General features: G+C 59.9%; 15 protein-coding genes, 1 tRNA gene and 1 pseudogene. 5 read left to right on the forward strand and 12 right to left on the reverse strand.

The features are described from left to right. The first annotated feature begins 3 nt into the window (after positions 1 to 3). Positions 4 to 75: transfer RNA gene (locus NW830_RS01010), tRNA-Thr, on the forward strand. On the opposite strand, the gene miaB is transcribed toward NW830_RS01010, so the two are convergent. The 5 genes from miaB to rpmH all read right to left on the reverse strand — a co-directional run bounded on the left by miaB (position 75) and on the right by rpmH (position 6444). Further along, on the reverse strand, positions 75 to 1436 hold the full coding sequence (gene miaB, locus NW830_RS01015) for a tRNA (N6-isopentenyl adenosine(37)-C2)-methylthiotransferase MiaB (RefSeq protein ID WP_414359715.1): 1362 nt from the start codon (positions 1434 to 1436) through the stop codon (positions 75 to 77). The two genes, NW830_RS01010 and miaB, sit on opposite strands and share 1 nt — an antisense overlap. Positions 1437 to 1786: 350 nt before the next feature. After that, entirely contained in the window at positions 1787 to 3136 is a 1350-nt protein-coding gene (locus NW830_RS01020; protein WP_414359714.1) for an adenylosuccinate synthase, read from the reverse strand. A gap of 132 nt (positions 3137 to 3268) precedes the next feature. Next, positions 3269 to 4756 (reverse strand): S41 family peptidase, encoded by a 1488-nt coding sequence (locus NW830_RS01025; protein ID WP_414359712.1) that lies wholly within the window; start codon positions 4754 to 4756, stop codon positions 3269 to 3271. A 1110-nt stretch (positions 4757 to 5866) separates the two neighbouring features. Next, complete coding sequence (rnpA, locus tag NW830_RS01030; RefSeq protein ID WP_414359710.1) at positions 5867 to 6241, reverse strand: ribonuclease P protein component; 375 nt, start codon at positions 6239 to 6241, stop codon at positions 5867 to 5869. Between the two features lie 62 nt (positions 6242 to 6303). After that, positions 6304 to 6444: a 50S ribosomal protein L34 gene (rpmH, locus tag NW830_RS01035; protein WP_414359708.1), complete on the reverse strand. Its 141-nt coding sequence runs from the start codon at positions 6442 to 6444 to the stop codon at positions 6304 to 6306. Positions 6445 to 6669: 225 nt separating this feature from the next. Here rpmH and dnaA point away from each other — a divergent pair, with 225 nt between their 5' ends. Then, complete coding sequence (gene dnaA / locus NW830_RS01040; protein ID WP_414360066.1) at positions 6670 to 8073, forward strand: chromosomal replication initiator protein DnaA; 1404 nt, start codon at positions 6670 to 6672, stop codon at positions 8071 to 8073. Between the two features lie 173 nt (positions 8074 to 8246). Continuing rightward, positions 8247 to 8873 (forward strand): hypothetical protein, encoded by a 627-nt coding sequence (locus NW830_RS01045; protein WP_414359706.1) that lies wholly within the window; start codon positions 8247 to 8249, stop codon positions 8871 to 8873. On the opposite strand, the gene NW830_RS01050 is transcribed toward NW830_RS01045, so the two are convergent. From NW830_RS01050 to NW830_RS01060, 3 genes are all read right to left on the reverse strand, one after another. Then, the gene (locus NW830_RS01050; protein ID WP_414359704.1) at positions 8870 to 9691 is read right to left on the reverse strand and encodes a class I SAM-dependent methyltransferase; all 822 of its coding nucleotides are present in this window, start codon (positions 9689 to 9691) and stop codon (positions 8870 to 8872) included. The genes NW830_RS01045 and NW830_RS01050 overlap by 4 nt on opposite strands. A 101-nt stretch (positions 9692 to 9792) precedes the next feature. Further along, positions 9793 to 11679, reverse strand: a complete 1887-nt coding sequence (gene ftsH, locus NW830_RS01055) for an ATP-dependent zinc metalloprotease FtsH (RefSeq protein WP_414359703.1) — start codon at positions 11677 to 11679, stop codon at positions 9793 to 9795. A 122-nt stretch (positions 11680 to 11801) separates the two neighbouring features. Next, a complete protein-coding gene (locus NW830_RS01060; protein ID WP_414359700.1) occupies positions 11802 to 12662 on the reverse strand; it encodes an SDR family NAD(P)-dependent oxidoreductase in 861 nt (286 codons plus the stop codon). A gap of 389 nt (positions 12663 to 13051) precedes the next feature. Between NW830_RS01060 and NW830_RS01065 the strand changes: the two genes are divergently transcribed. Next, entirely contained in the window at positions 13052 to 13573 is a 522-nt protein-coding gene (locus tag NW830_RS01065) for a hypothetical protein (RefSeq protein WP_414359697.1), read from the forward strand. 687 nt (positions 13574 to 14260) lie between these two features. On the opposite strand, the pseudogene NW830_RS01070 reads toward NW830_RS01065, so the two are convergent. After that, positions 14261 to 15763: pseudogene (locus NW830_RS01070) on the reverse strand (DNA gyrase/topoisomerase IV subunit A); the annotation flags it as partial. A 199-nt stretch (positions 15764 to 15962) separates the two neighbouring features. Here NW830_RS01070 and NW830_RS01075 point away from each other — a divergent pair. After that, entirely contained in the window at positions 15963 to 16217 is a 255-nt protein-coding gene (locus NW830_RS01075; RefSeq protein WP_414359695.1) for a hypothetical protein, read from the forward strand. Positions 16218 to 16299: 82 nt separating this feature from the next. Here NW830_RS01075 and NW830_RS01080 read toward each other — a convergent pair whose 3' ends face one another. From NW830_RS01080 to tkt, 3 genes are all read right to left on the reverse strand, one after another. Then, entirely contained in the window at positions 16300 to 17331 is a 1032-nt protein-coding gene (locus NW830_RS01080) for a hypothetical protein (protein ID WP_414359693.1), read from the reverse strand. 295 nt (positions 17332 to 17626) lie between these two features. Next, complete coding sequence (locus NW830_RS01085) at positions 17627 to 18052, reverse strand: hypothetical protein (protein ID WP_414359692.1); 426 nt, start codon at positions 18050 to 18052, stop codon at positions 17627 to 17629. Between the two features lie 279 nt (positions 18053 to 18331). After that, a complete protein-coding gene (tkt, locus tag NW830_RS01090) occupies positions 18332 to 20332 on the reverse strand; it encodes a transketolase (RefSeq protein WP_414359690.1) in 2001 nt (666 codons plus the stop codon). Positions 20333 to 20751: the final 419 nt, after the last annotated feature.

Raw genomic sequence — 20751 nt, forward strand, 5'->3', positions numbered from 1 at the left:
GCTGCCCACGTAGCTCAGTGGCAGAGCACCCCCTTGGTAAGGGGGAGGTCACGAGTTCAATCCTCGTCGTGGGCTTAGGCACAAACTTCCAGCTCTGCAGGTTGGGGTTTCCCTTCCCCTGCTTTGACCATCTCGCCGCTAAGAGAGAAAGCCCGCGTAGCAGTGATGCGCACTGGCACCAGGGATCCCTGCAATTGCTCGGGATCGCCGTCGAAGAAGACGATGCGGTTGCCGCGGGTACGTCCCATAGCTTGGCGGGGGTTTTTGGGGTTGGGGCCTTCCACCAGCACCTCCTGCACCTGGCCCAGCAGGCGGGCGCTGCGGGCGGCAGCCACCTCCGCTACCAAGCGGTTGAGCCGTTGCAGGCGGTCGCTTTTTTCTTCTTCTGGCACTTGGTCGGGCCACTCCGCCGCTGGCGTGCCCGGGCGGGGAGAGTAGGCGGCAGTATTGAGGAAATCAAAGCCGATATCCTGCACCAGTTGCAGGGTTTCTTGAAACTGGGCTTCCGTTTCACCGGGGAAGCCAACGATGGCATCGGCGCTGATGGTGGCCTCGGGCATGTACTGGCGGATGAGCTGGATGAGCTGGCGGTAGCGCTCCTGGGTGTAGCCGCGCCGCATCCGCTTGAGGACTTCGTCACTGCCCGCCTGGAAGGGGATGTGGAAGTGCTCGCACACCTTGGGCAGCTCGGCACAGGTGGCAATGAGCTCTTCAGTGAAGTAGCGCGGGTGGCTGGTGGCAAAGCGAATCCGCTCGATCCCTTCCACCGAGTGGACAAAGCGCAGCAAGCTGGCCAGGTTGGTTTTGGGATCCAGATCCCGCCCGTAGGCGTCGATGTTTTGCCCTAGCAAGGTGACCTCGCGGTAGCCGGCCCGGGCCACGTCCTCAATCTCGGCGCGGATGGCCTGCGGCTGGCGCGACTGCTCCCGTCCCCGCACCAACGGCACAATGCAGTAGGTGCAGCGCTCGTTGCAGCCGTAGATGACGTTGATCCAGGCTGTCACCCGGCTATCCCGGCGGGGCTTGGTGATGTCTTCCGGGATCTCGACAGGCTCAGTGGCCACCACCTGGTTGCCAGCCTCCACCTGGGCCAGCAGATCTCCCAGGCGATTGACGTACTGGGGGCCCATGACCAGGTCGAGCTCCGGGACGCGGCGCAGCAGCCGCTCTCCCTCCTGCTGGGCCACGCAGCCGGCCACGATCAGCTTGATGGCGGGGTTTTTCCGCTTGCGCTGCGCCTGGATGCCTAGGTAGGAATACACCTTTTGCTCAGCGTTGTCGCGGATGGTACAGGTATTGAAGAGAACCAAGTCTGCCTGCAGTTCGTTTGCGGCGGGCACATACCCCAGCGACTCCAGGATCCCGGCCATGCGCTCGCTGTCGGCTCGGTTCATTTGACAGCCAAAGGTGATGATGGAGTAGGTGGGAGCAGCCATGGCAAGACCAGAAGACAGGGACAGCAATCCTTACCTTATGAGCTTAGCGGATCCTCAGGGGGCAGTAGCAGCCCCCTCCAGGGTTGCCCTTTGCCCTCTGCACGGCCCTCGCTGAGGCGGGGTTAGGCGCTACCCCTTAGCGGAGGAGCTACGAGCTGGAATACAGTAGCTTGGTAACTCTCCGTCCCGCTAGCGTGATTCGTGCGGGGCGGAAACGAGTTGCTCGCCAATGTTAAGCAAGCGCCCACGCCGGTGAAGACCCTTGGGCTTTGAAGGAACTGTCTAGGGGCGTCTTGACAGCGCCTTTGCAAGTCCGTCAATCCCCCGACTAAAGTCGGGGGAGTGCCAAGTTAGTCCGGCATGAGGGCGTGAACCTGCTTGCTGCCATTGGGGTAAAGGAGAGCACGCTTGGGGCCGTGGATGGGATCCTCGACAATGATGGTCTCGTCGCGGCTGGCTCCTAGGGAGACAATGGCAATCGGCACCTGCATCAACTGGGCCAAAAACTTCAGGTAGTCGTAGGCTTCGGGAGGCAGGTCCTCAAGGGAGCGGCAGCCTTTGGTGGAGCACTTCCAGCCGGGCAGGGTTTTGTAGATGGGTTTGCACTGGGCAAAGACGCGGGCATCACTGGGAAAGTGATGGATCTCGCGACCCTGGTACTCGTAGGCCACGCACACCTTGATCTCCTCCAGGCCATCTAGAACATCCAACTTGGTGATGGCCAGGCAGTCGAGGCCGTTGATCCGCACGGCATAACGCCCAATGACACCATCAAACCAGCCGCAGCGCCGCTGCCGCCCCGTGGTGGTGCCGAATTCGCCGCCAGCAGACTGCAAATAGGCACCGATTTCGTCTTTAAGTTCGGTAGGGAAGGGGCCCTCGCCAACGCGGGTGGTGTAGGCCTTAGCCACCCCAATTACCCGGTCGATGCTGGTGGGGCCAATCCCAGCCCCCACGCAGGCGCCGCCAGCAATGGGATGGGAAGAGGTGACGTAGGGGTAGGTGCCATAGTCAATGTCTAACAGCGTACCCTGCGCTCCCTCAAAGAGAATGTTCTGCCGCTCCTCAATGGCTTGCGTGAGAAGCAGGGCGGCGTCAGTGACATAGGGGCGCAGCCGCTCCGCATAGGCCAGGTATTGCTCGATAATCGGCTCTGGATCTAAGGGAGGCAAGTTGTAGATCTTCTCCAGCAAAACATTCTTGTAGGGGATAGCCCAACTGAGGCGCTCCCGCAGTTGGTCAGGGTACATCAAGTCCACGACGCGGATGCCCATGCGCTCGGCCTTGTCGGCGTAGGTGGGTCCAATGCCCCGGCCAGTGGTGCCCAGCCGGTAGATGCCGCGCCGCTCTTCTTCGGCCACGTCGATGACGCGGTGGTAGGGCAAGGTTACGTGGGCCGTTTCGGCAATGTAGAGGTTGTGGGTGGAGATCCCCAGTTGGTGCAGTTGGTCGATCTCGGCCAGCAAAACTTCGGGATCGATCACCGTACCACTGGCGATGACGCAGCGCTTATCGGGGTAGAGGATGCCGGAGGGGATAAGGTGCAACTTAAAGGTCTTGCCCCCCACCACCACCGTGTGGCCGGCATTAACGCCACCCTGGTAGCGAACGACTACATGGGCTTTCTCACTGAGGAGGTCGGTGATCTTACCTTTTCCTTCGTCGCCCCACTGGGCACCGACAACCACAACGTTTGCCAAAGGCTTCTCCCCCAGTCCGTAAACAGCACAAAAACCCCTTTCCCGGGGTCGCTGCACTAATTTACCCCATGGCTCGGGGGGGTGTTGAGGGTTTTTGACAAAAAGGTTAACAATCGATTAACTTTTCCGTCCTCAACTCCCCGGCTTGAACAGGCCGATGGCGGTCACTTGGTTGGAGCCCACCGCAAAGACAAAGGACAGGCCCAGGGCATCGTAGTTGACGTAGTAGCGATCCTCCCGCAGGTATTCCCGACTTCCTTTGGGGTAGGGCACCACCTCGTTGTAGCCGTTTTCGCCGGGGCCGCCGTAAACGGCGATCACTTCGGAGTAGGTGGAGCCAATGCGGATCCCTTCGCCAGTCATGGCTTCGGGGTGGGTGGTGTAGATGCGGTCGGCAAAAAAGCTATTGAGAACGCCCGGACGGCGGTAGGCAAAGAGGATGTAGTCTGGCAAGTAGAAGATCTTCAGGTCGCTGTTGGGCTGAAATACATTTGCCCGAGATTCGGCCGGGATTAGCTCCACGTTGCCCAAGAGGTGGGTATCGACGTTGCGGGTATCCATGCCCAGGACAAAGCGACCGACACGGCCCTCTTGAACCAGGACGGTGGGGCGGGGCGGGGGGCTGGGGCGGCGGGGAGGTAGGGCCAGGGCTTCTAGGGCAGCCTTGAGCCAGGCTTTCTCATCTCCCTCTACCCTTTGCAAGGGCACCAAACCCTGGGCTAGGGAACGTCCATCGCCTGTTCTCCAAGTGGCTACGGCCAGTTCCACTGCCGCACCGGAAGGCAGGGCAAAGAAGCGGGTCTGGCGCTCGCTGCCTTGGGTGGTCTGTCCCACAATAACGGTGCTGCCGCTAGCTCCCAGCTGGGCTGCCAAGAGGGTCGCCCCCTGGCGGGTGTTGCCATCGACAAGGACAGCCAACGGGATCCCCGCGGCGAGGGGCAAGTTTTCACTGTTCCAGGAGGTAGATTGACCAAAGCGGTCTTCCGTAACCAGCAGCGGCTGCACGGAACGGGGCAAAAATAAGCGCGCCACATCCGCTATCACTTGCGGGTCATAGCCCACCGACCCCCGCAGGTCGAGGACAATGCCTTGGCTGTAATCCTGGGTGTAGAGGGCTTGGCGAATCTGCTGGGCGGTGGCAGGGGTGAGCTCCGGCACTGCCAGGTAAACCTGGCGCGGCCCAATCTGACGCGCCTGGAGGGGCGGGCGAGGACGGTTGAGCAAGTCCCTAAAGCTTTGCGGATCCCAGAAGCGATCGGCGGGATCCCCATATTCGCGCAGGATCTCTCGAATCAGCTCGTACTCAACTTCAATGGGCGGGCGGGGATCCCTATAGGTGCGGGCCAACAGGCGGGTGTAGAGGTCGCTGTAGTTGACCGCAGCAGCCTGGTTGCCCGCCTGCCAAGACTCGTTGATGAACAGCCCTACCAGATAGCGCAGATCCTGGCCCAGCGCTGGCGCAGAAGAAGGGGGCCGAAGCGCGGGATTGGCTGGCGCCCCTTGGGAGGGCGAGGCTGGCGCAACAGTTGGCTCCTCAATTGAGGGGACGACCGGAACGGGTGGCAGAGCTGCCTGGCCTCTCACGCTGGCTGGAAGGATCCCGCCGATTGCCACGGCCATTGCCCACACTCTCCCTGCCTGCGCCCATCTCCTCATGGCGACCTGCCTTTTTGCAGATGCTGCGAATAGAATAAACCCCCCGCCCTTCCTCCTGCCACTGTGGGCAGTGGGGGGTGCCTATTTTTTGCCTCTCAAAACCCTAGCGGTTGTAGGTCTGGAGGTAAGGGCAACCCTGGCAGTTCTAGCTCCCGGCAGACCAGATTTTGCGGATGGGCAGGGTAAAGCCAGGCAGCACCTCTTCTCCCGACAAGGTTTCTGGGTTTTCCACCAGTTCCGGCACCTGTCCTGCCCGGTAGATCATCACCCGCTTGGTCTAAAAGCCACCCCAGGCGGCAGCCGTTGTCCAGGTACTCCGGCATCTTGGCTTGGACTTGGAGCCAGGAACCGGCGGGCAAGAGAAAGTCGGGGCACAAGGGCAGGAATCTCCGGCGCGCCTCTGCCCCTTTTCCAGCGGGATCCAGGCCAGGTCAGGAGAGCGGTCGCTGCCCGAAGGCAGAGAAAAATCAAAGGCTTTGCCCCGGCCTAACTGGCGGTTCCAGACAAATTGAGTTGAGGTTGCCCATTTCACCGCTGGTCGGGGACACAACCCCTAGCTCTCTCTGGGCAGGGCGCTCCAGTTTCAGTTCCGGATTGGCTGCACAAAGCAGGACAAAACCCTCTCGCGTCAGAGTCATCAAAGGGCCGAGATTGAGCGTCAAGTGGGAACTGGAGATGCGCAGGCAAAACTGGATTTCCAGGATGGCCCCCTGCTGAGGTCTAAGATCCTTAGTTTGATTCAACGCTTTCCAGGTTTTGAGGATAGGGGGAGGAGTCTCGCTCTCAAGGTTGGCCTGGAGTTGGGGAGGGATCCCTGCACCTCCTCCGTGTACCTGCCAAGCGCCATTTTCAAAGCCTTAAACCAGTTGAGGGCAGGCTCGTTAAAGAGGCCAGCGCCGCTTCGGCAGAGGATCCCTCTGCCTCCCGATAGAGGTCTCGCACAGGGTATTGGCGGGATTCCCCTTCCGTAGAGCTTCTTGATTCCCTCTGCTAGGAAATTGCCCCAAGATACCTGCGTCACCTCACTCCCCTAGTACAGGCCAGTAGAGTAGCAAAGGAGTTAGCCCCGCCTACCTACCCAAGCCCCTCCTCTGGGCTAACGAGTAAATCAGCCTTCTGGAGAAGGTAGCGCACCTCTGCTTGCAGCTCTGGCCACTTGTAGGTAAGCAAATTGGGCTTGGGGATAAATAGCAGTTGATAGCCGGGCTTGAGGTGGGGACAGAGAGGCCGCAGAGCTTCCCGCAGCCGGCGCCGCAGCCGATTTCGCCGTACCGCCGATTTGTCCACCTTTTTGCTGACCGCCAGTCCCACCTGGCTAGGGATCCCTTCACCTCCTGCCGGCATTGGTTGAAACAGCAGGATCAATCCAGCAGTGGAACGCCGCTGGCCCGACTGGTAAAGCGCCTGAAACGCCCGCCGATCCCGCAAGCGATAAGGAGCAGGTAGCATGGTGGCGGATCCCAGCCCCAACTTAACCCTTGCTTGCGCCTCTGGCAGGGGAATTGGACGCCTCAGGAAGCAGCCAGACGATAACGCCCCTTGGCCCGCCGCCGCTTCAGGACTCGCCGCCCACCCGGCGTGCGCATTCTGGCTCGAAACCCAGAAACCCGAATGCGTCTGCGGTTAGTGCCACGAAGGGTACGCTGAGGCATGGTGAAAAACCAACTCCCAACTTCAACACAGCCTGCCGCGGCGGGCAGGGGGCAATTGAGTCCACTTACATACAGTCAGCAAAGGGCCATTCTAGCAAACTCAGGGGAAAATGGGTAGATTGGACACCCCACGCCAAGCAGTTAAATTGGGAATCCCGAGAGTGGAAGCCCTGCTGAGTGCTTTGTTCTCTCGGGGGTTGTGGTGTGTCGCTCTGGGCGTGTGGCGTGGACATCTCTCTAGAGCAGCTCTGGGATCAGGCTCTGGGCCATCTACAAGTGCAGCTCAGCCGGCCAACCTTTGAAGCTTGGATCAAGACAGCACGGCCTGAGTCGTTGGTGGGCAACCGCCTCACCATCTCCACTCCCAGCGAATGGGCACGGGGCTGGCTGCAGAAGCACTATGCCTCCACCATCACCGAAGTGGTGCAGCGGGTGGCGGGGATCCCTTTGCAGGTAGAGTTTTCCGTTGCTCCCCAAGCTTTGGTTGAGGAAGAGCCTCCTTCGACAGTTGAGAAGCCCAGCTCCCGCCGCCCTGGAGGCTTCCCTGATTCTGCTCTACGGGGGCTAGAGGCGAGCAGCAGCCTACCTATGCGAGCACCAGAGCTCAATCCCAAGTATTCCTTCTCGCAGTTTGTGGTTGGCCCCAACAACCGCATGGCCCATGCAGCAGCCCTGGCCGTAGCGGACAAGCCGGGGCGGGCCTATAACCCTCTGTTTCTCTGCGGTGGGGTAGGGCTAGGCAAAACTCACCTGATGCAGGCAATCGGCCACTACCAGCTAGAGGCCAATCCACGGGCTAAGGTCTTCTACGTCTCCACCGAGCGCTTTACCAATGATCTCATCGATGCCATCCGGCGAGACAGTATGCAGTCTTTCCGGGAGCAGTACCGAGATGTGGATATTCTGTTAGTAGACGACGTCCAATTTATCGAAGGCAAAGAGTATACCCAGGAGGAGTTTTTTCACACCTTTAATACTCTGCATGAATCGGGCAAACAGATTGTGCTAGCTGCTGACCGATCCCCTCACCTGATCCCGCGGCTCCAGGAGCGGCTTTGTTCTCGGTTTTCAATGGGCTTAATTGCAGAAATTCAGCCGCCCGATATCGAGACCCGCATGGCCATTCTCAAGAAAAAAGCTGAGTACGAGGGGATGAGCCTGCCGCCAGAGGTCATCGAATATATTGCCACCACCTACACCAGCAACATCCGCGAGCTGGAGGGTGCCCTCATTCGTGCCGTTGCTTACGTCTCCATTTCTGGTCTGCCGATGAGCGTGGAGACGATTCAGCCCATCCTCAACCCCCCCAGCGAACCCAAGGAGATTACTCCTGACATGATTGTTGATGTCGTCTGTGAGGAATTTGGCATTGACCGAGAGAGCTTATTGGGATCTTCCCGCAAGCGGGACATTAGCCATGCGCGGCAAATTGCCATGTTTTTGATGCGACAGCACACCCGCCTCAGCTTACCCAAAATTGGCGATTACTTTGGTGGAAAAGACCACACTACCGTTCTCTATAGCTGCGAAAAAATTAGCCAGTTGCAGCGGGAGAACCTGCAACTTGAGCGGCAACTGCAAAACCTGTCCCAGCGGCTGCGGGTCATAGCCAACAGCCGAAACAGATAGTTATTGGCGCTGCTGGTCCGTCTTGAAGTGCTGTCGCTGCCCTGCCAAGAGCCTTGCTGTCTTTGGAAGCGGAAGCAGCTACAGTTATAAGGCGGGACAGGCGGGGCTTGCAGGGGGGAACGGAAGTGGGCAGAGAGCTTTGTTGGGGTGTGTTGCTCCTTGGAGCTTGCCTGATGCCCAAGGGGCCAGCCTGGGCTGTCGAGGTGGATCTCCCGTCCCTCTCAGCTGCGTTGGGGCTGGAGGGTCAGATAGATAGCCCCGTGTTGCGCCGCTGGCTGCAAGACCCCCCCGATCTTTTGGAAGAAATCCGCAATACTCCCGTTTTGCCGACCCGTTTGCAAGTGGGTTTCGAGTCGGCTTCCGAGTGGCGAATTGGCTTGCAGGACCTGCGCTTGGGGGATCGCCTCACCCTCAGCGGCGACTACCGCCAATCTTTGGAAAATCCGGTCGTCCGCCAGTACGGCTCAGAGGTGCGTTACTTTCTTGCCCCTGTGGGATCCCGCTTTAATCTGGCTCCCCAGCTGGGCTACCGGGCTTGGGAGCAGGAGAACCGGCGCTTCAGGGGGGTGAGCTATGGGGTTTTTTTCGTTTTGGCCCTGGCTCCTGGAGCTGCCGACCTGACTGGCAGCTACAGTTGGGTGACCCCCCAGGAGTCGGAAGAGGGACAGGCCACCTTGGCAGAAATCACTGCTGCCTACGCCATCAGCCCTTCCTTTCGCCTGGCTGCCCGCTACAGCCTGCGCCACTCCACCTTGGCGCAGGAATCCAGCTTCGGCGCTGGCCTGGAGTGGATCCCTTAGCCCCGCACTGCCTGCACAAAAGCCACCCAACCAAAGCTGAGGTAGCGCTCCAATTGCAGCCCTGCCGTTTCCAGGTGCCGGCGCAGCTCGTCTGCCGAGAAAAAGCGGAGTCCAGTCGCCTCCAGCCAGCGCTGCACCACTTGCCCCCACCCTTGAACCTGCTGGCTGTGCATTGAGACAAACACCCCGCCAGGCCGCAAAATGCGGGCCACCTCCTGCAAACAGGGATCTAGCGGCACCTCGTTCAAGGTTGCCCCGCTAATCACCGCCCCAAAGGCCCCAGAGGCTAGGGGGAGCTGTTCCGCCCGCGCCCGCAGCAGGCTGTAGTGTTGCCAGTGGGGCTGGGCCTGTTGGGCTGCCTCTGCCAGGACCCCTGCCGCAGTGTCCAAGCCAATCACCGTCCGCTGCGGATCCCTGCTCAAAAGGAGGCGACTCCAGTACCCCCCGGCAGTGCCGAGATCCAAGATAGGATCCGCCTCGCCCACCAGTTCTGCCAGCAACTGGCCTTCCCGCTCGCTGCCAAAGCTCTCTCCCGACAACAGTGACAGGGCCCAGGGTCGCCAGAGTCGGTCGTAGGCCCAGGCAAAGCCGGGTAGATGGGCAATAGCTTGGGCGGGAGTAAGGGACAACTCGGGCGAGGTGGCTAGAAAATCCACCGCCCCGGAAGGCAGAATGGGGTAAACCTGGCCACAGCGGGGACAATAAACCCGATCCACGCCAGAGCCTGGCTCCCGCGCCGGTGGCAGGCTTAGCCCTTCCTGACCGCAGCTTAGGCAGCGGTAGAGGCGAGCTGGCAGAGCAGACAGAAAAGAGCGCATGGGACAACCCAAACCTTGCCAAACAAAAGGGCAGCTGCCAGGTAGCACCCCCGACAACCACCCTCCTCTAAGCTCATCAATCCGGCAGGAAGAGGGGCTCCCTAGGCCGTCTTTGGGCTGGGCAAGCCGACCTTCTCGGGGATGGGAACGTATTCTGCCACAATGGCCCGAAACTCGTCCCCATCCAGGGTTTCCCGCTCCACCAAGGTGTCGGCCAGCCGGTCCAGCAGCGCCCGGTGCTCCAGCAAGATTTGCTTGGCCTTTTGGTAGCAGCTTTCCAGGATCTGCCGCACCTGCCGGTCAATCTTGGCGGCCACCTCCTCGGAGTATTCGACACGGTTCATCCAGCCGCCGCCCAAAAAGATCTCGTTGTTGGGGGGATCCCACATCAGCGGCCCCAACTCGGACATGCCAAAGCGGGTCACCATCTGCCGCACGAGGTTGGTGTTCTGCTGCAGGTCGTTGCTAGCTCCAGTGGTTACTTCGGAGTAGCCGAAGACAATCTCCTCAGCTGCCCGACCGCCAAAGCCCACCACCACCCGGTCCAACAGCCAGGCACGGCTGTACATGCCGGAGTCAATCTGCTCCTCGTTGGGCAGTTGCTGCGCAAAGCCGCCAGCACCTCCGGAACGGGGGATGATCGTTACCTTGTTCAGGGGATCCGCATGGGGCAAGAGGGTCATCAACAGGGCATGGCCGCACTCGTGGTAGGCAATCAGGCGCTTGCTCTTGCCATCCAACAGCGGCGGCTTGGTCAAGCCGATAGTGATGCGGTCAAGGGCATCGTCAATGTCCTGGTTGGTAATGGCCTTGTGTTGGCGGCGGGCTGCCAGGATGGCCGCCTCGTTGAGCAGGTTGGCCAAATCGGCACCAGCAAAGCCAGGGGTACGGCGGGCAATGGCCTCCAGGCTAACCTCCTCGGCTAGCTTTTTGTTGCGGGCATGGACGCGCAGGATCTCGTAGCGGCCCTTAAAGCTAGGCCGATCTACCGTAATCTGGCGGTCAAAGCGCCCCGGCCGCAAAAGCGCCGCATCCAAGACATCAGGGCGGTTGGTTGCAGCAATAACGATCACGCCGGAGTTACCCTCAAACCCATCCATTTCCGTAAGCAACTGGTTCAGGGTTTGCTCGCGCTCGTCGTTGCCTCCACCAATGCCAGCTCCCCGCTGCCGGCCCACCGCGTCAATCTCGTCGATAAAGACAATGCAGGGGGCATTCTCCTTGGCCTTCCGAAAAAGATCCCGCACCCGCGAAGCCCCCACACCCACAAACATCTCCACAAACTCAGAGCCGGACAGGCTAAAGAAGGGCACACCTGCCTCGCCAGCAATGGCCTTGGCTAGAAGCGTTTTGCCCGTCCCCGGCGGCCCCACCAACAACACGCCTTTGGGGATCTTTGCCCCCACGGCGGTGAAGCGCTCTGGCTTCTTCAGGAAGGTCACCACCTCCTGCAACTCTTCCTTGGCCTCATCAATCCCGGCTACGTCGTCGAAGGTGACACCAGTTTTGGCTTCCATTTGGAAGCGGGCCCGCGACTTGCCAAAGTTGATGGCTTGTCCAGGGCCACCTACTCCTCCGCTGGCACGGCGTAGGAGCAGGAACAGGCCCCCCAAAAGCATCAAGGGGATCACTAAGTTGCCGAGAAGGGCCCAGAAGGCGCTGCCATCGCGGCTGGGCACTACAGTTACCTCGACCCCCTGCTCGGTGAGGCGCTCTACCAGTTGCGGCACAGTGGTGGGCAGTAGGTTGACCCGATAGCGGGTGGAGCGCTGCGTCTGGGGATCAACAGCCGTAACTTCCGCTACCAGGTTGTTGTCTAGAAGGCGCACGTCGGTAACGCGCCCCTCCTCGACATAGCGCAAGAAGCGGTCGTAGGTAAGGGCAGAGGCCAGGGCCGCATGGGCAGGAGCCAGGCTGGATCCCTGCCAGAGACAGAAGCCCAGCATGAGAGCAATCAACCAGCGCTGGGGGGAAAGAGACTTGTTCATAGGGAAGAAAAACACCCCCTCATTAAAAGTCCTTTAACAAAGTTAACCTCTTGCTCCTGTAAGGCACAACCCCGCAGCAGCAGGAGAAGTTCAGGGATCCGATCCTTCCCGCCGGCAAGTGCCTAGGCTGACCTAGGGAGACCATAGACACGCCGCCACATGGCGTCAGCCAGAGCGGCGGGCATTAGCCGCATCAGCCCCAGAGCCAACTTACCGCCTGGAAAAGCAGTGTAGCGGTCGGAAGGATGAGGGTCGGTCATGGCCCGCAGGATTGGCTCTACCACTTTTTCCACCGGCCAGGCCATTTTGTTAAATGAGCTAGCCAGCTCGGCCGCCTTGTCCAAGATGGCCTTGTAGGGGCCGTTGGGATTGACAACGGCAGCAAAGGTTGCTTCGGCCACGCGGCCAAACTCAGTGGCCACCGGCCCTGGCTCGATCACAATAACCTTAATGCCGAAGGGGGCCACTTCCACCCGCAAGGCATCGCTAAGGGCTTCCACCGCAAACTTGGTGGCGTTGTAGACACCGCTAAAAGGCATCGAGATCTGGCCAGCTACGGAGCTAAGGTTGAGGATGCGGCCGCTGCCCCGTTCCCGCATCTGGGGCAAGAGGGCGCGGGTGAGGGCATGCGGGCCAAACACGTTGACCTCGAACTGGCGCCGCATTGCCACCACATCCACCTCTTCCACCGGTCCCATCTGACCGTAGCCGGCATTGTTGACTAGGATGTCCACCCGGCCAAAGTGCTCTAGAGCCTTTTGGGCCAGCGCCTCTACCTGGGCCGTGTCGGCCATGTCGGTGGGCACTGCCAGCACCTCTACTCCCTGCTTCTGGGCCAGGTCTTTGACCTCCTGCAGCAGCTGCTCGCGGCGGGCTGCCAGCACCAGGTGAGCGCCGCGTTTGGCCGCTTCCAGGGCGACGGCCTTCCCAATTCCGGCAGAAGCACCAGTAATCAACACCACCTGATTGGCCAGTGAAGGCATGGCTTTCCTCTCTGCAAACTTTCTTCATCCTAGAGGGACTTCCGGGATCCCTGGCGAGGTTGCAATTGAGAACCTAATGGGCTCGACCTCAGGATTACGCCTGCGGAGATTCCTCCGGCAGGGCTAGACAGCCGGCTAGGTAGGGGTCGCTAAAGCAGGAAGAAAGCAGCGAGACAGGCAAAAGCTCGCTTTTGTCCAGTGTTGTCCAAGTCTTTCAGAGCGGTTGAGAAACTGAGGGAGGGCCCAAAAAGCAGTATGATTGGAAAAGTTAGCAAGCCCCAGGTTGGAGGATGCCCTTGCCCAAAAGACAGGGGAAAGTGACTTTGAGATACTTTGGCTGGCGAGTTCCTCGGAGTCGGTCCTGGCTAGAGCAGGAGCGCTGGGCTCTTGTGGAGGCCCGCCTAGAGCGATTGCTTAGGGCAGCTGAAGCCAACCTGCAGGCCAACACCGAGTTGCGCCAACAGCAGGAAGAGCAGCAGCGCCAACTGGAGGCCGAGCGCCGCCAAAGTGAAGCACTGCGTGACTCAACAGCTGACTTGCGCATCAGCGTCATGGAGCTGCGGGAGGGGCAGGCCTTTTGGCAAAGCCAGGTGGACGAGCTGCGCGCCTGCTTGCGGGAGCTCCTCAAAGAACACGCTGAGCTGGTGCAGATCATCGCTCAGCAGCAACACATCCTCAAGGATTGCAAGGAAGTCATTCGCGCCATTCTGGAACAAATGCAGGAGGACCAGCGCGACTTCCGCTCTGCCCTCAACATCTTGCTGGAGGAACTGCACCAAACTGTGCGCTGCTTGGTCCTCAAGTCAGGCGGCACTCTTCCCAAGCCTGTCCGCCACCCCGAGGCGCCGCCAGCGGATCCCGGCCTTAAGCCGGCTGATTCTGCCTCGCTGGGGAATGGCTTGCTGTCCTAGCGTCCAGACTGCTGCCTTCCCCCAAAGCTGTCTGCGGAGCTATTCAATCTTGCCCTGCGGCCGAAACAGGCGCAAGTCCAAGGGGATCCCTCTGGCAGCGGGATTGCGGCGGAGGAGAGCTCGGTAAGCAGAGCAACTTGCAGAGAGGAGTGCCCTGCCAGGTTGGGGACCAGGCCTACTTTGTCGGGAGGGGGAAAGGCTGCGGTGCCTGCCTTGCCCCGCTCCAGGGCTGGGATCTGGCCCAGAAGCAGCCCCTAAATCAGGACCCCGCGGGGGCAGCGGCGCCATCCCCAGTAGGTTATGCAGGGCCGGTGTGCCCATAGCTTTCAACCCAGGGGTAGGATCGGCTCTGCCGCTAAGCGCAGCACTCGCCCGCTGGCGAGGACAACGTCACCGTCCTGCAGCTTGGGATCGGAAGGGCTGCCCAGCTCAGCTCGTCGATCCCCGTTGGCTGAGCCCTGCCAAGCTTGCCTCTTCGGGATCGAGGCCCAAGGGGAAGGTGGCAACAAGGGTACCCCCTGCGATCCCTTCGAGGGGCAGAGTGAAAGCTTTGCCGCAGTGACCAGCACCTCTTCGCCCCCTTTCCCCTGCGCTGGGTTGCTACGGGAGCAACGGCTAGGCAAGGGGCCTTGCAGCTAGCTTCGCCCCCAGGGACTAAGCCTGTTCTGCCTCCAGCTCCGTCTTAGAAAGAATCTGGGTCCGCCGCGGATCCCCGAAGGTTTTCTTCAAGTGGCGCAGCTCTTTCTTCAAGTACTTCAGGAGCTTGCGGCGGTCACTCAGTAGCTCCTGCAATTCTTCGATGCGGGCCTGCAACTGCGCCTGCTCCTGCTGCAGCCGTTCCCGCTCCAAGGCTGTCAGGCGGCGTAGGGGCATGGCTAAGATTGTCTCCGCCTGCTGGGGGGTGCAACCCAAGCGGGCCTGCAGTTGGGCTTTGGCTGTGGGGCCATCGGGGGCTTGCTGCAGCAAGTTGATCACCCCTTCCAGATCAGCTAGGGCCAGCACCATCCCCGCCACCTCTTCCGCCTTGCGCTGTAGCTGCTGCAGTTCAGTGCGAAACATCCGGCTGAGAGTAGCTTCGCGAAAGTGCAAAAAATGCTGCAAGAGCTGCTTTAGGTTCAGCTGCTGCGGTTTTCCATCCACCAGGGCCAGCAGGATTACCCCGAAGTTGCTCTGCAGAGGGGTCAGCTTGTACAACTGCTGCAAAACCGCCTGAGGATTGGCCTCTCGCTTGAGCTCCACCACCACTCGAAGGCCGCTGCGATCCGATTCATCCCGCAGGTCGGCAATGCCGCTGAGACGGTTTTGGGCAACCAGCTCCGCCACTTTCTCGATCCAGGCAGCTTTGTTCACCTGGTAAGGGAACTCGGTGACCACTAGAGCAGGCCGCCGGTGGCGTCCTTTGCCCTGCTGGATCTCCTCAAAACGGGCCACCCCCCGCAGCGTAATGGAGCCGCGGCCAGTGAGATAGGCTTCTCGGATCCCCTGGCTATCAACAATCTGGCCACCAGTGGGAAAGTCCGGCCCCGGGATCCAGCGCAACAGCTCCTCTGGGCTGAGATTGGGATGGTCGATTAAAGCCAGCAGGCCGTCCACCACTTCTCCTAGGTTATGGGGCGGGATGCTGGTAGCCATGCCCACAGCAATCCCAGAAGCGCCGTTGAGGAGCAAGACAGGCAGGCGAGCTGGCAGAACAGTTGGCTCGAGGTGGGATCCGTCGAAATTGGCAATAAAATCGACAACCTCCTCCGACACCTGCTCTAGAAGTACCCTGTGGCTCAGTGCCGACAGCCGGCACTCGGTGTAGCGCATGGCCGCTGGCGGGTCGTCTAGCGAGCCGAAGTTGCCGTGTCCCGCCACCAGAGGATAGCGGCTGGAAAAATCTTGCGCCATGCGCACCAGCGCATCATAAACTGCCTGATCCCCGTGGGGATGGTACTTCCCCAGCACGTCCCCCACCACCCGCGCACATTTGCGGTAGGGGCGATCCGGCGTTAGGCCCAGCTCGTGCATGGCGTAGAGGATGCGGCGCTGGACTGGCTTGAGGCCATCCCGTACATCCGGCAAGGCCCGCCCCACGATTACGCTCATGGCGTATTCCAGGTAGGAGCGCTGCATCTCCTCCCGCAAATCCGTTGCAATCACCCGCCCTCGACGGGATCCCCCTCCTTCAAAAGGGAGTTGCTGAGTCATGGCACAGCGGAGTGAAACCCTTTCTATAGCGCTAGTCAGCTTTGCCTATGTAGCCAACTCTAGCGCTGTTCCGTTCACCTATGCCCCCCAGAGCCACTTTCTAAACCCGCCCTGCAAGGGCAAAGTTTGCCTTGGGTGCTAATCTGGATCCTTAAGAATTGGCCTCTGGATGGCAAGCTCTAACTGGAGCAGCAGAGCTATGCAGCCCAAAACCCTGGCGTTTGCCCTGCAATTGATGGGGGCTGCTGCTGCTATTAGTGTTGCAATCAAATACGGTGGCCCCTACCTGGCCTTGCCGAAGACGATGCCGGTGATTGTGGCTATGATTGCTTCTCCTGCTTTGGTTATGGCTGCCCTCCTGTGGCACTGGCAACAGCAGTCTTCCCTCTCCCTAACCCCTACCCAAGACGTTCAGGAGCCGCCGCCAACTGCAGAGCTTGAAAACTCAGACTAGCCCTCCCTCAGCGCTAGGAGCTCCAGTTGAGGCCACGCTGAAAGCTTAGGCAGAAGCTGGGGGAGCGAGGGGGGCTGGTCCCCTACTGCTGGGTAAGGCGCAGGGTTACCGTTGGGCTGGTTTGGTTGCCAGAAGTAGCCGTGAGGTTTACCTGATACACCGTGCCAGCAGCGGGAATGGGGGGCCGAACGGTGATGGTAAAACGGCCCTGCCCATCTGCCTGGACAGTTTGGTTCATCACAGTCTGCTGAGCGGTGAGGATGCCCCCCAGCGAAGTCGAAGCCGTTACTGTTACCCGCACCGAAGCATTGGGAGCCGTGGTACCCTGCAGCGTAAACGAAGAACCGGCAACCCGATCCCCATCCCGCAGGTTGGTAATCTGGGGCAGCAGGCTGGAGGGAACCTCTTGGGGGGTGAGTCGCTGGATGCCAGCGGTAGCTCCTTCAACCAGCCGAACTGGCTGTTCCGCGGTCATAAAGCGCACCTGGCCGCCGTTTTCCAGGCGAGCGATGACGATCCCTTCGCGGGTGGCATCTTTTGGCTCGATCAAGGCGTTGACCACATAGGTGCCACTGGCAACTTCCTGGGCTTGTAGAGTTTGCACCTGCCGTCCGTCCTGAACCAGGTAAACGGTTACTCGGCTGGAGGGAGTGCCCTTAACGGTTACCAACAGGATCTCGCCCGCCGCCAAGGGGCGATTACCGGCGTTGTGATCCACCAGGTCAATAGAGGCGCGGACGGGGCTACCCACGGTGAAGCTCCAGGTAACGCGGCGGGTCACCCCTTGCGTATTGGTGAACTCCAGAAGGACTTCCCGACGTCCCGGGGGCAGCGGTTGCGAGGGACGGTAGGTGAAGAAATCCCGGGTAATCACCGACTCGGCAGTTACATCTTTGCCGTCTAGAAAAACCCGCACTGTTTCTGGGCGCACGCTGACCCCATCTTGGCTGCGAAAAGAAGCCGAGATTGGCGAGGTGGGCTCCACATTAGTGGCCGCTTGAGCTGGGCTGGGATCCGTAATTTGCTGAGCCTTTGCCGGAAGGCCCGACAGCCCCACAACCGCAGCGCCAATCACCAGGGCACGGGGAAACCAAGAAGACAAGCTATCGCCCATGAGACCATCCAAAACAGGTAAAGGACACTTAAGCTGGATTACAGGTGAGTCGCCCAGAGGCAGAGCAAAGTCTGCGAGACCCTCGATCTAGACATCCTGTTTGCATCTTGTCACAGGGGTCAATTGCTGTCGATACGCCTGCACCTCTGATTGGCTCTCCTATAGACCCAATTCCAGTGCCAGATTTGAGTAAGGTTAACTACCATCTAACGTGTAGAAGGCGGCGGCCACTTTGCCAAGGTGAGAAAGCAGCCGCGAGAGCCCCAAGGCTACATTTTGCCGGTTCAAGCTGTCATCAATTCACGAAAATAGCGCCTGTCTTTTGCAGATCTAGGCAATGGTCGCCAGAGACATCGTTGACCCGGCGCACCTCTACGGTGATGACATTCAACGGATCCACGCTCACCCGGTAGCCCACGGGAGACAACATCGGCGTGTTGATGGCCATGCAATTGGGGATGGGTAGATTGCCTAGGCGCAGCGTTTCTCCCGGCGGAAGTTCCGACACCTTCTGCCGCGGATCCGTAAAGCCATATTCCAGAGGCAGACCAGTGCGATTGTGGATCACCAGCTCGGCAGGCAGGTTGGGGTTGAAGCGGGCCACCGGCTGGTCAAAGACCGATTGGTCCACCCCCACTGGCAGGCGCGGTAGCGGCACTGTTTGAAAGGCAGGCTGAGCGACGGCCCGGTGTCCACCTACCCAGACTGACAGAGCGGCCATGATCCAGCCAATTCTCTTGCTTTGTTTTGTGGGTCTCATGCTTCTTTCTGTCTCGGAATGGGGGATGCCCTTCCTCGCCTGCTTGTATTGTTCCCAAAAAGGGCCGGCCAGACCAGATGGCCGCTGTTTTTTCAAGGGTACGCCTCAACAAGGGGGTTGCGGGTGAGTCTGCAATGTTTTGCTGGTCCTGCTGCTCAAGTTGTCAGCCTTTCCACCAGGCAGCAAAAAACCCAGCAGAGAAGGGATCCCTGCTGGGCTCAGGCCGGAGAAGCCAAAACCTTAGCATAGGAGCCGGCGGGCAGTATTGAGCACATTCTCCACCGTGAAGCCAAACTTCTCCATGCACACAGGGCCGGGGGCGGAGGCGCCAAAGCGGTCAATGCCAATAGCTACCCCTTCAAAGCCCAGGTACTTGTGCCAGCCAAAGGTAGAGCCGGCCTCGACGGAGATGCGCTTGGTAACGTTGGGAGGCAAGACAGAGTCGCGGTAGCTCTGGGGCTGGGCCTCAAACAGCTCCATGCAGGGCATGGAGACCACCCGTACCGCCCGACCTTCCTGGCGCAGTTGGGCTGCAGCCTTGACTGCCAGCTCCAGCTCCGAGCCGGTGGCAATCAAGATAAGCTCCGGGTTGGGGGCATCCACCACCACATAGGCTCCCTTGGCCACTCCCTCAATGGAGGTGCCTTCCACGGGGTTGACCGCCTGCCGGGTAAACACCAGCACCGAAGGGGTGGATGTAGACTCGAGGGCTACTTGGTAAGCTCCCACCGTCTCGCGAGCATCAGCGGGGCGGATGACGTAGAGGTTGGGAATAGCTCGCAGGGAGGCCAACGTCTCAATGGGCTGGTGGGTGGGACCGTCTTCTCCCAGAGCCACTGAGTCGTGGGTCATGATGTGCAACACCCGTGCCCGCGAGAGGGCCGACAGCCGGATGGCCGGCCGCATGTAGTCGCTGAAAACTAGGAAGGTGGCGTCGTAGGGGATGAGGCCGCCGTGCAGAGCCATGCCGTTGGCAATGGCCCCCATGGCGTGTTCCCGGACTCCAAAGCGGAAGTTGCGCCCATGGTAGGAGCCGGCTTGAAACTCTGGGATCCCCTTCAAGTAAGTCATGTTGGAGTGGGCTAGATCGGCGGATCCGCCCAGTAGCTCAGGCACCACCTTGGCTAGAGCGTTGAGGCAAAGCTTGGAGAGATTGCGGGTGGATTCCCTGCCGGTTTCAGCAATTGGGGCGAGAGCTTCTTTCCAACCCACAGGCAGTTCCCCCGCCATGATCCGTTTAAACTCAGCAGCCTCCTGGGGGTAAGCCTTCTCGTAGGCAGCAAAGCGCTCGTTCCACTCGGCCTCAGCCTTGGCCCCTTTTTCAATGGCTTGGCGGAAATGGGCCAACACTTCGTCGGGGATGTAGAACTCCGGCTCCAGCGGCCAACCCAGATTTTGTTTAGTGAGCTTCACCTCTTCCGGTCCCAGCGGTGCCCCGTGGACGCTCTCGGTGCCCGCTTTGTTGGGGGAGCCGTAGCCAATAGTGGTCTCGACAATGATTAAGGAAGGCTTGTCGGTAACTTCCTTAGCTTTCTGGATAGCGGCGGCAATCCCCTTCAGGTCGTGGTTGCCATCCTCTACTTTTTGCACATGCCACCCGTAGGCCTCGTAGCGTTTGCCCACATCTTCGGTAAAGGTAATTTCCGTTCTGCCATCGATGGAGATGTGGTTGCTGTCGTAGAGCATGATGAGCTTGCCCAGCTTGAGGTGGCCAGCCAGAGAGGCTGCTTCCGAGGCCACCCCCTCCATGTTGCAACCGTCACCCAAGATTACGTAGGTATAGTGGTCAACAATTGTGTGGCCGGGCTTGTTGAAGCGGGCGGCTAGGTGGGCTTCAGCAATGGCCAGGCCCACGGCATTGGCCACTCCCTGCCCTAGGGGGCCAGTGGTTACTTCCACACCAGGAGTTTCAAAGTTTTCCGGGTGGCCAGGGGTTTTGGACCCCCACTGGCGAAACTGCTTGAGGTCTTCAAGACTAAGGTCAAAGCCAGTCAGGTGTAGCAGAGCATACTGCAGCATGCAGCCATGGCCTGCCGAGAGGACAAAGCGATCCCGATCCACCCACTTGGGGTTGCGGGGGTTGAACTTGAGGAAATGCTGCCAAAGCACATAGGCCATGGGTGCTGCCCCCATCGGCAGGCCAGGGTGGCCGGAGTTGGCCTTCTGAACAGCATCCACCGCCAAAAAACGAATGGTGTTGATGGCAAGTTGTTCTAGAGAGGGAGGAGCAGCAACAACCATGTGGGATCCCTATCGCTCAACATTCGCTTTTCAGTATGAGTATGCCTTGACACTCCTGCTGACTAGGTTCGGGGGACTCTTGCACAGACCCAAAACAGGCTCGTAAAGGGGCTGTCAAACTGCCCCTAGACTTCCTTTAGGCAAGCTGGGCCGCTTTCGCGGCCGCGTCAGCAGGAAGAAGTCTTTGGTCCGGTAGCAACAACCCTAGTCTAGTATAAGTTGGCCCCTAAAGTTGCTTGGGGGCTTTTCTGCCCCGCCTCGTATGTTCTCCTGACGCGGACAGGAGGAAGACCAAGTCGTTTCCAGAGGTTTTGGCTCTTCCAAGGCGCTGGGAGCAGCGAGGTCGGCTCGCTACCGAGCCAAATGAGAGAATAAGCTGAGAGATACGCAAGTTGCTAGTGGCGGTTGGTTGGAGGGTT

The organism is Synechococcus sp. OH30 (assembly GCF_047462175.1).
In the GTDB taxonomy this organism is placed as follows: domain Bacteria; phylum Cyanobacteriota; class Cyanobacteriia; order Thermostichales; family Thermostichaceae; genus Thermostichus.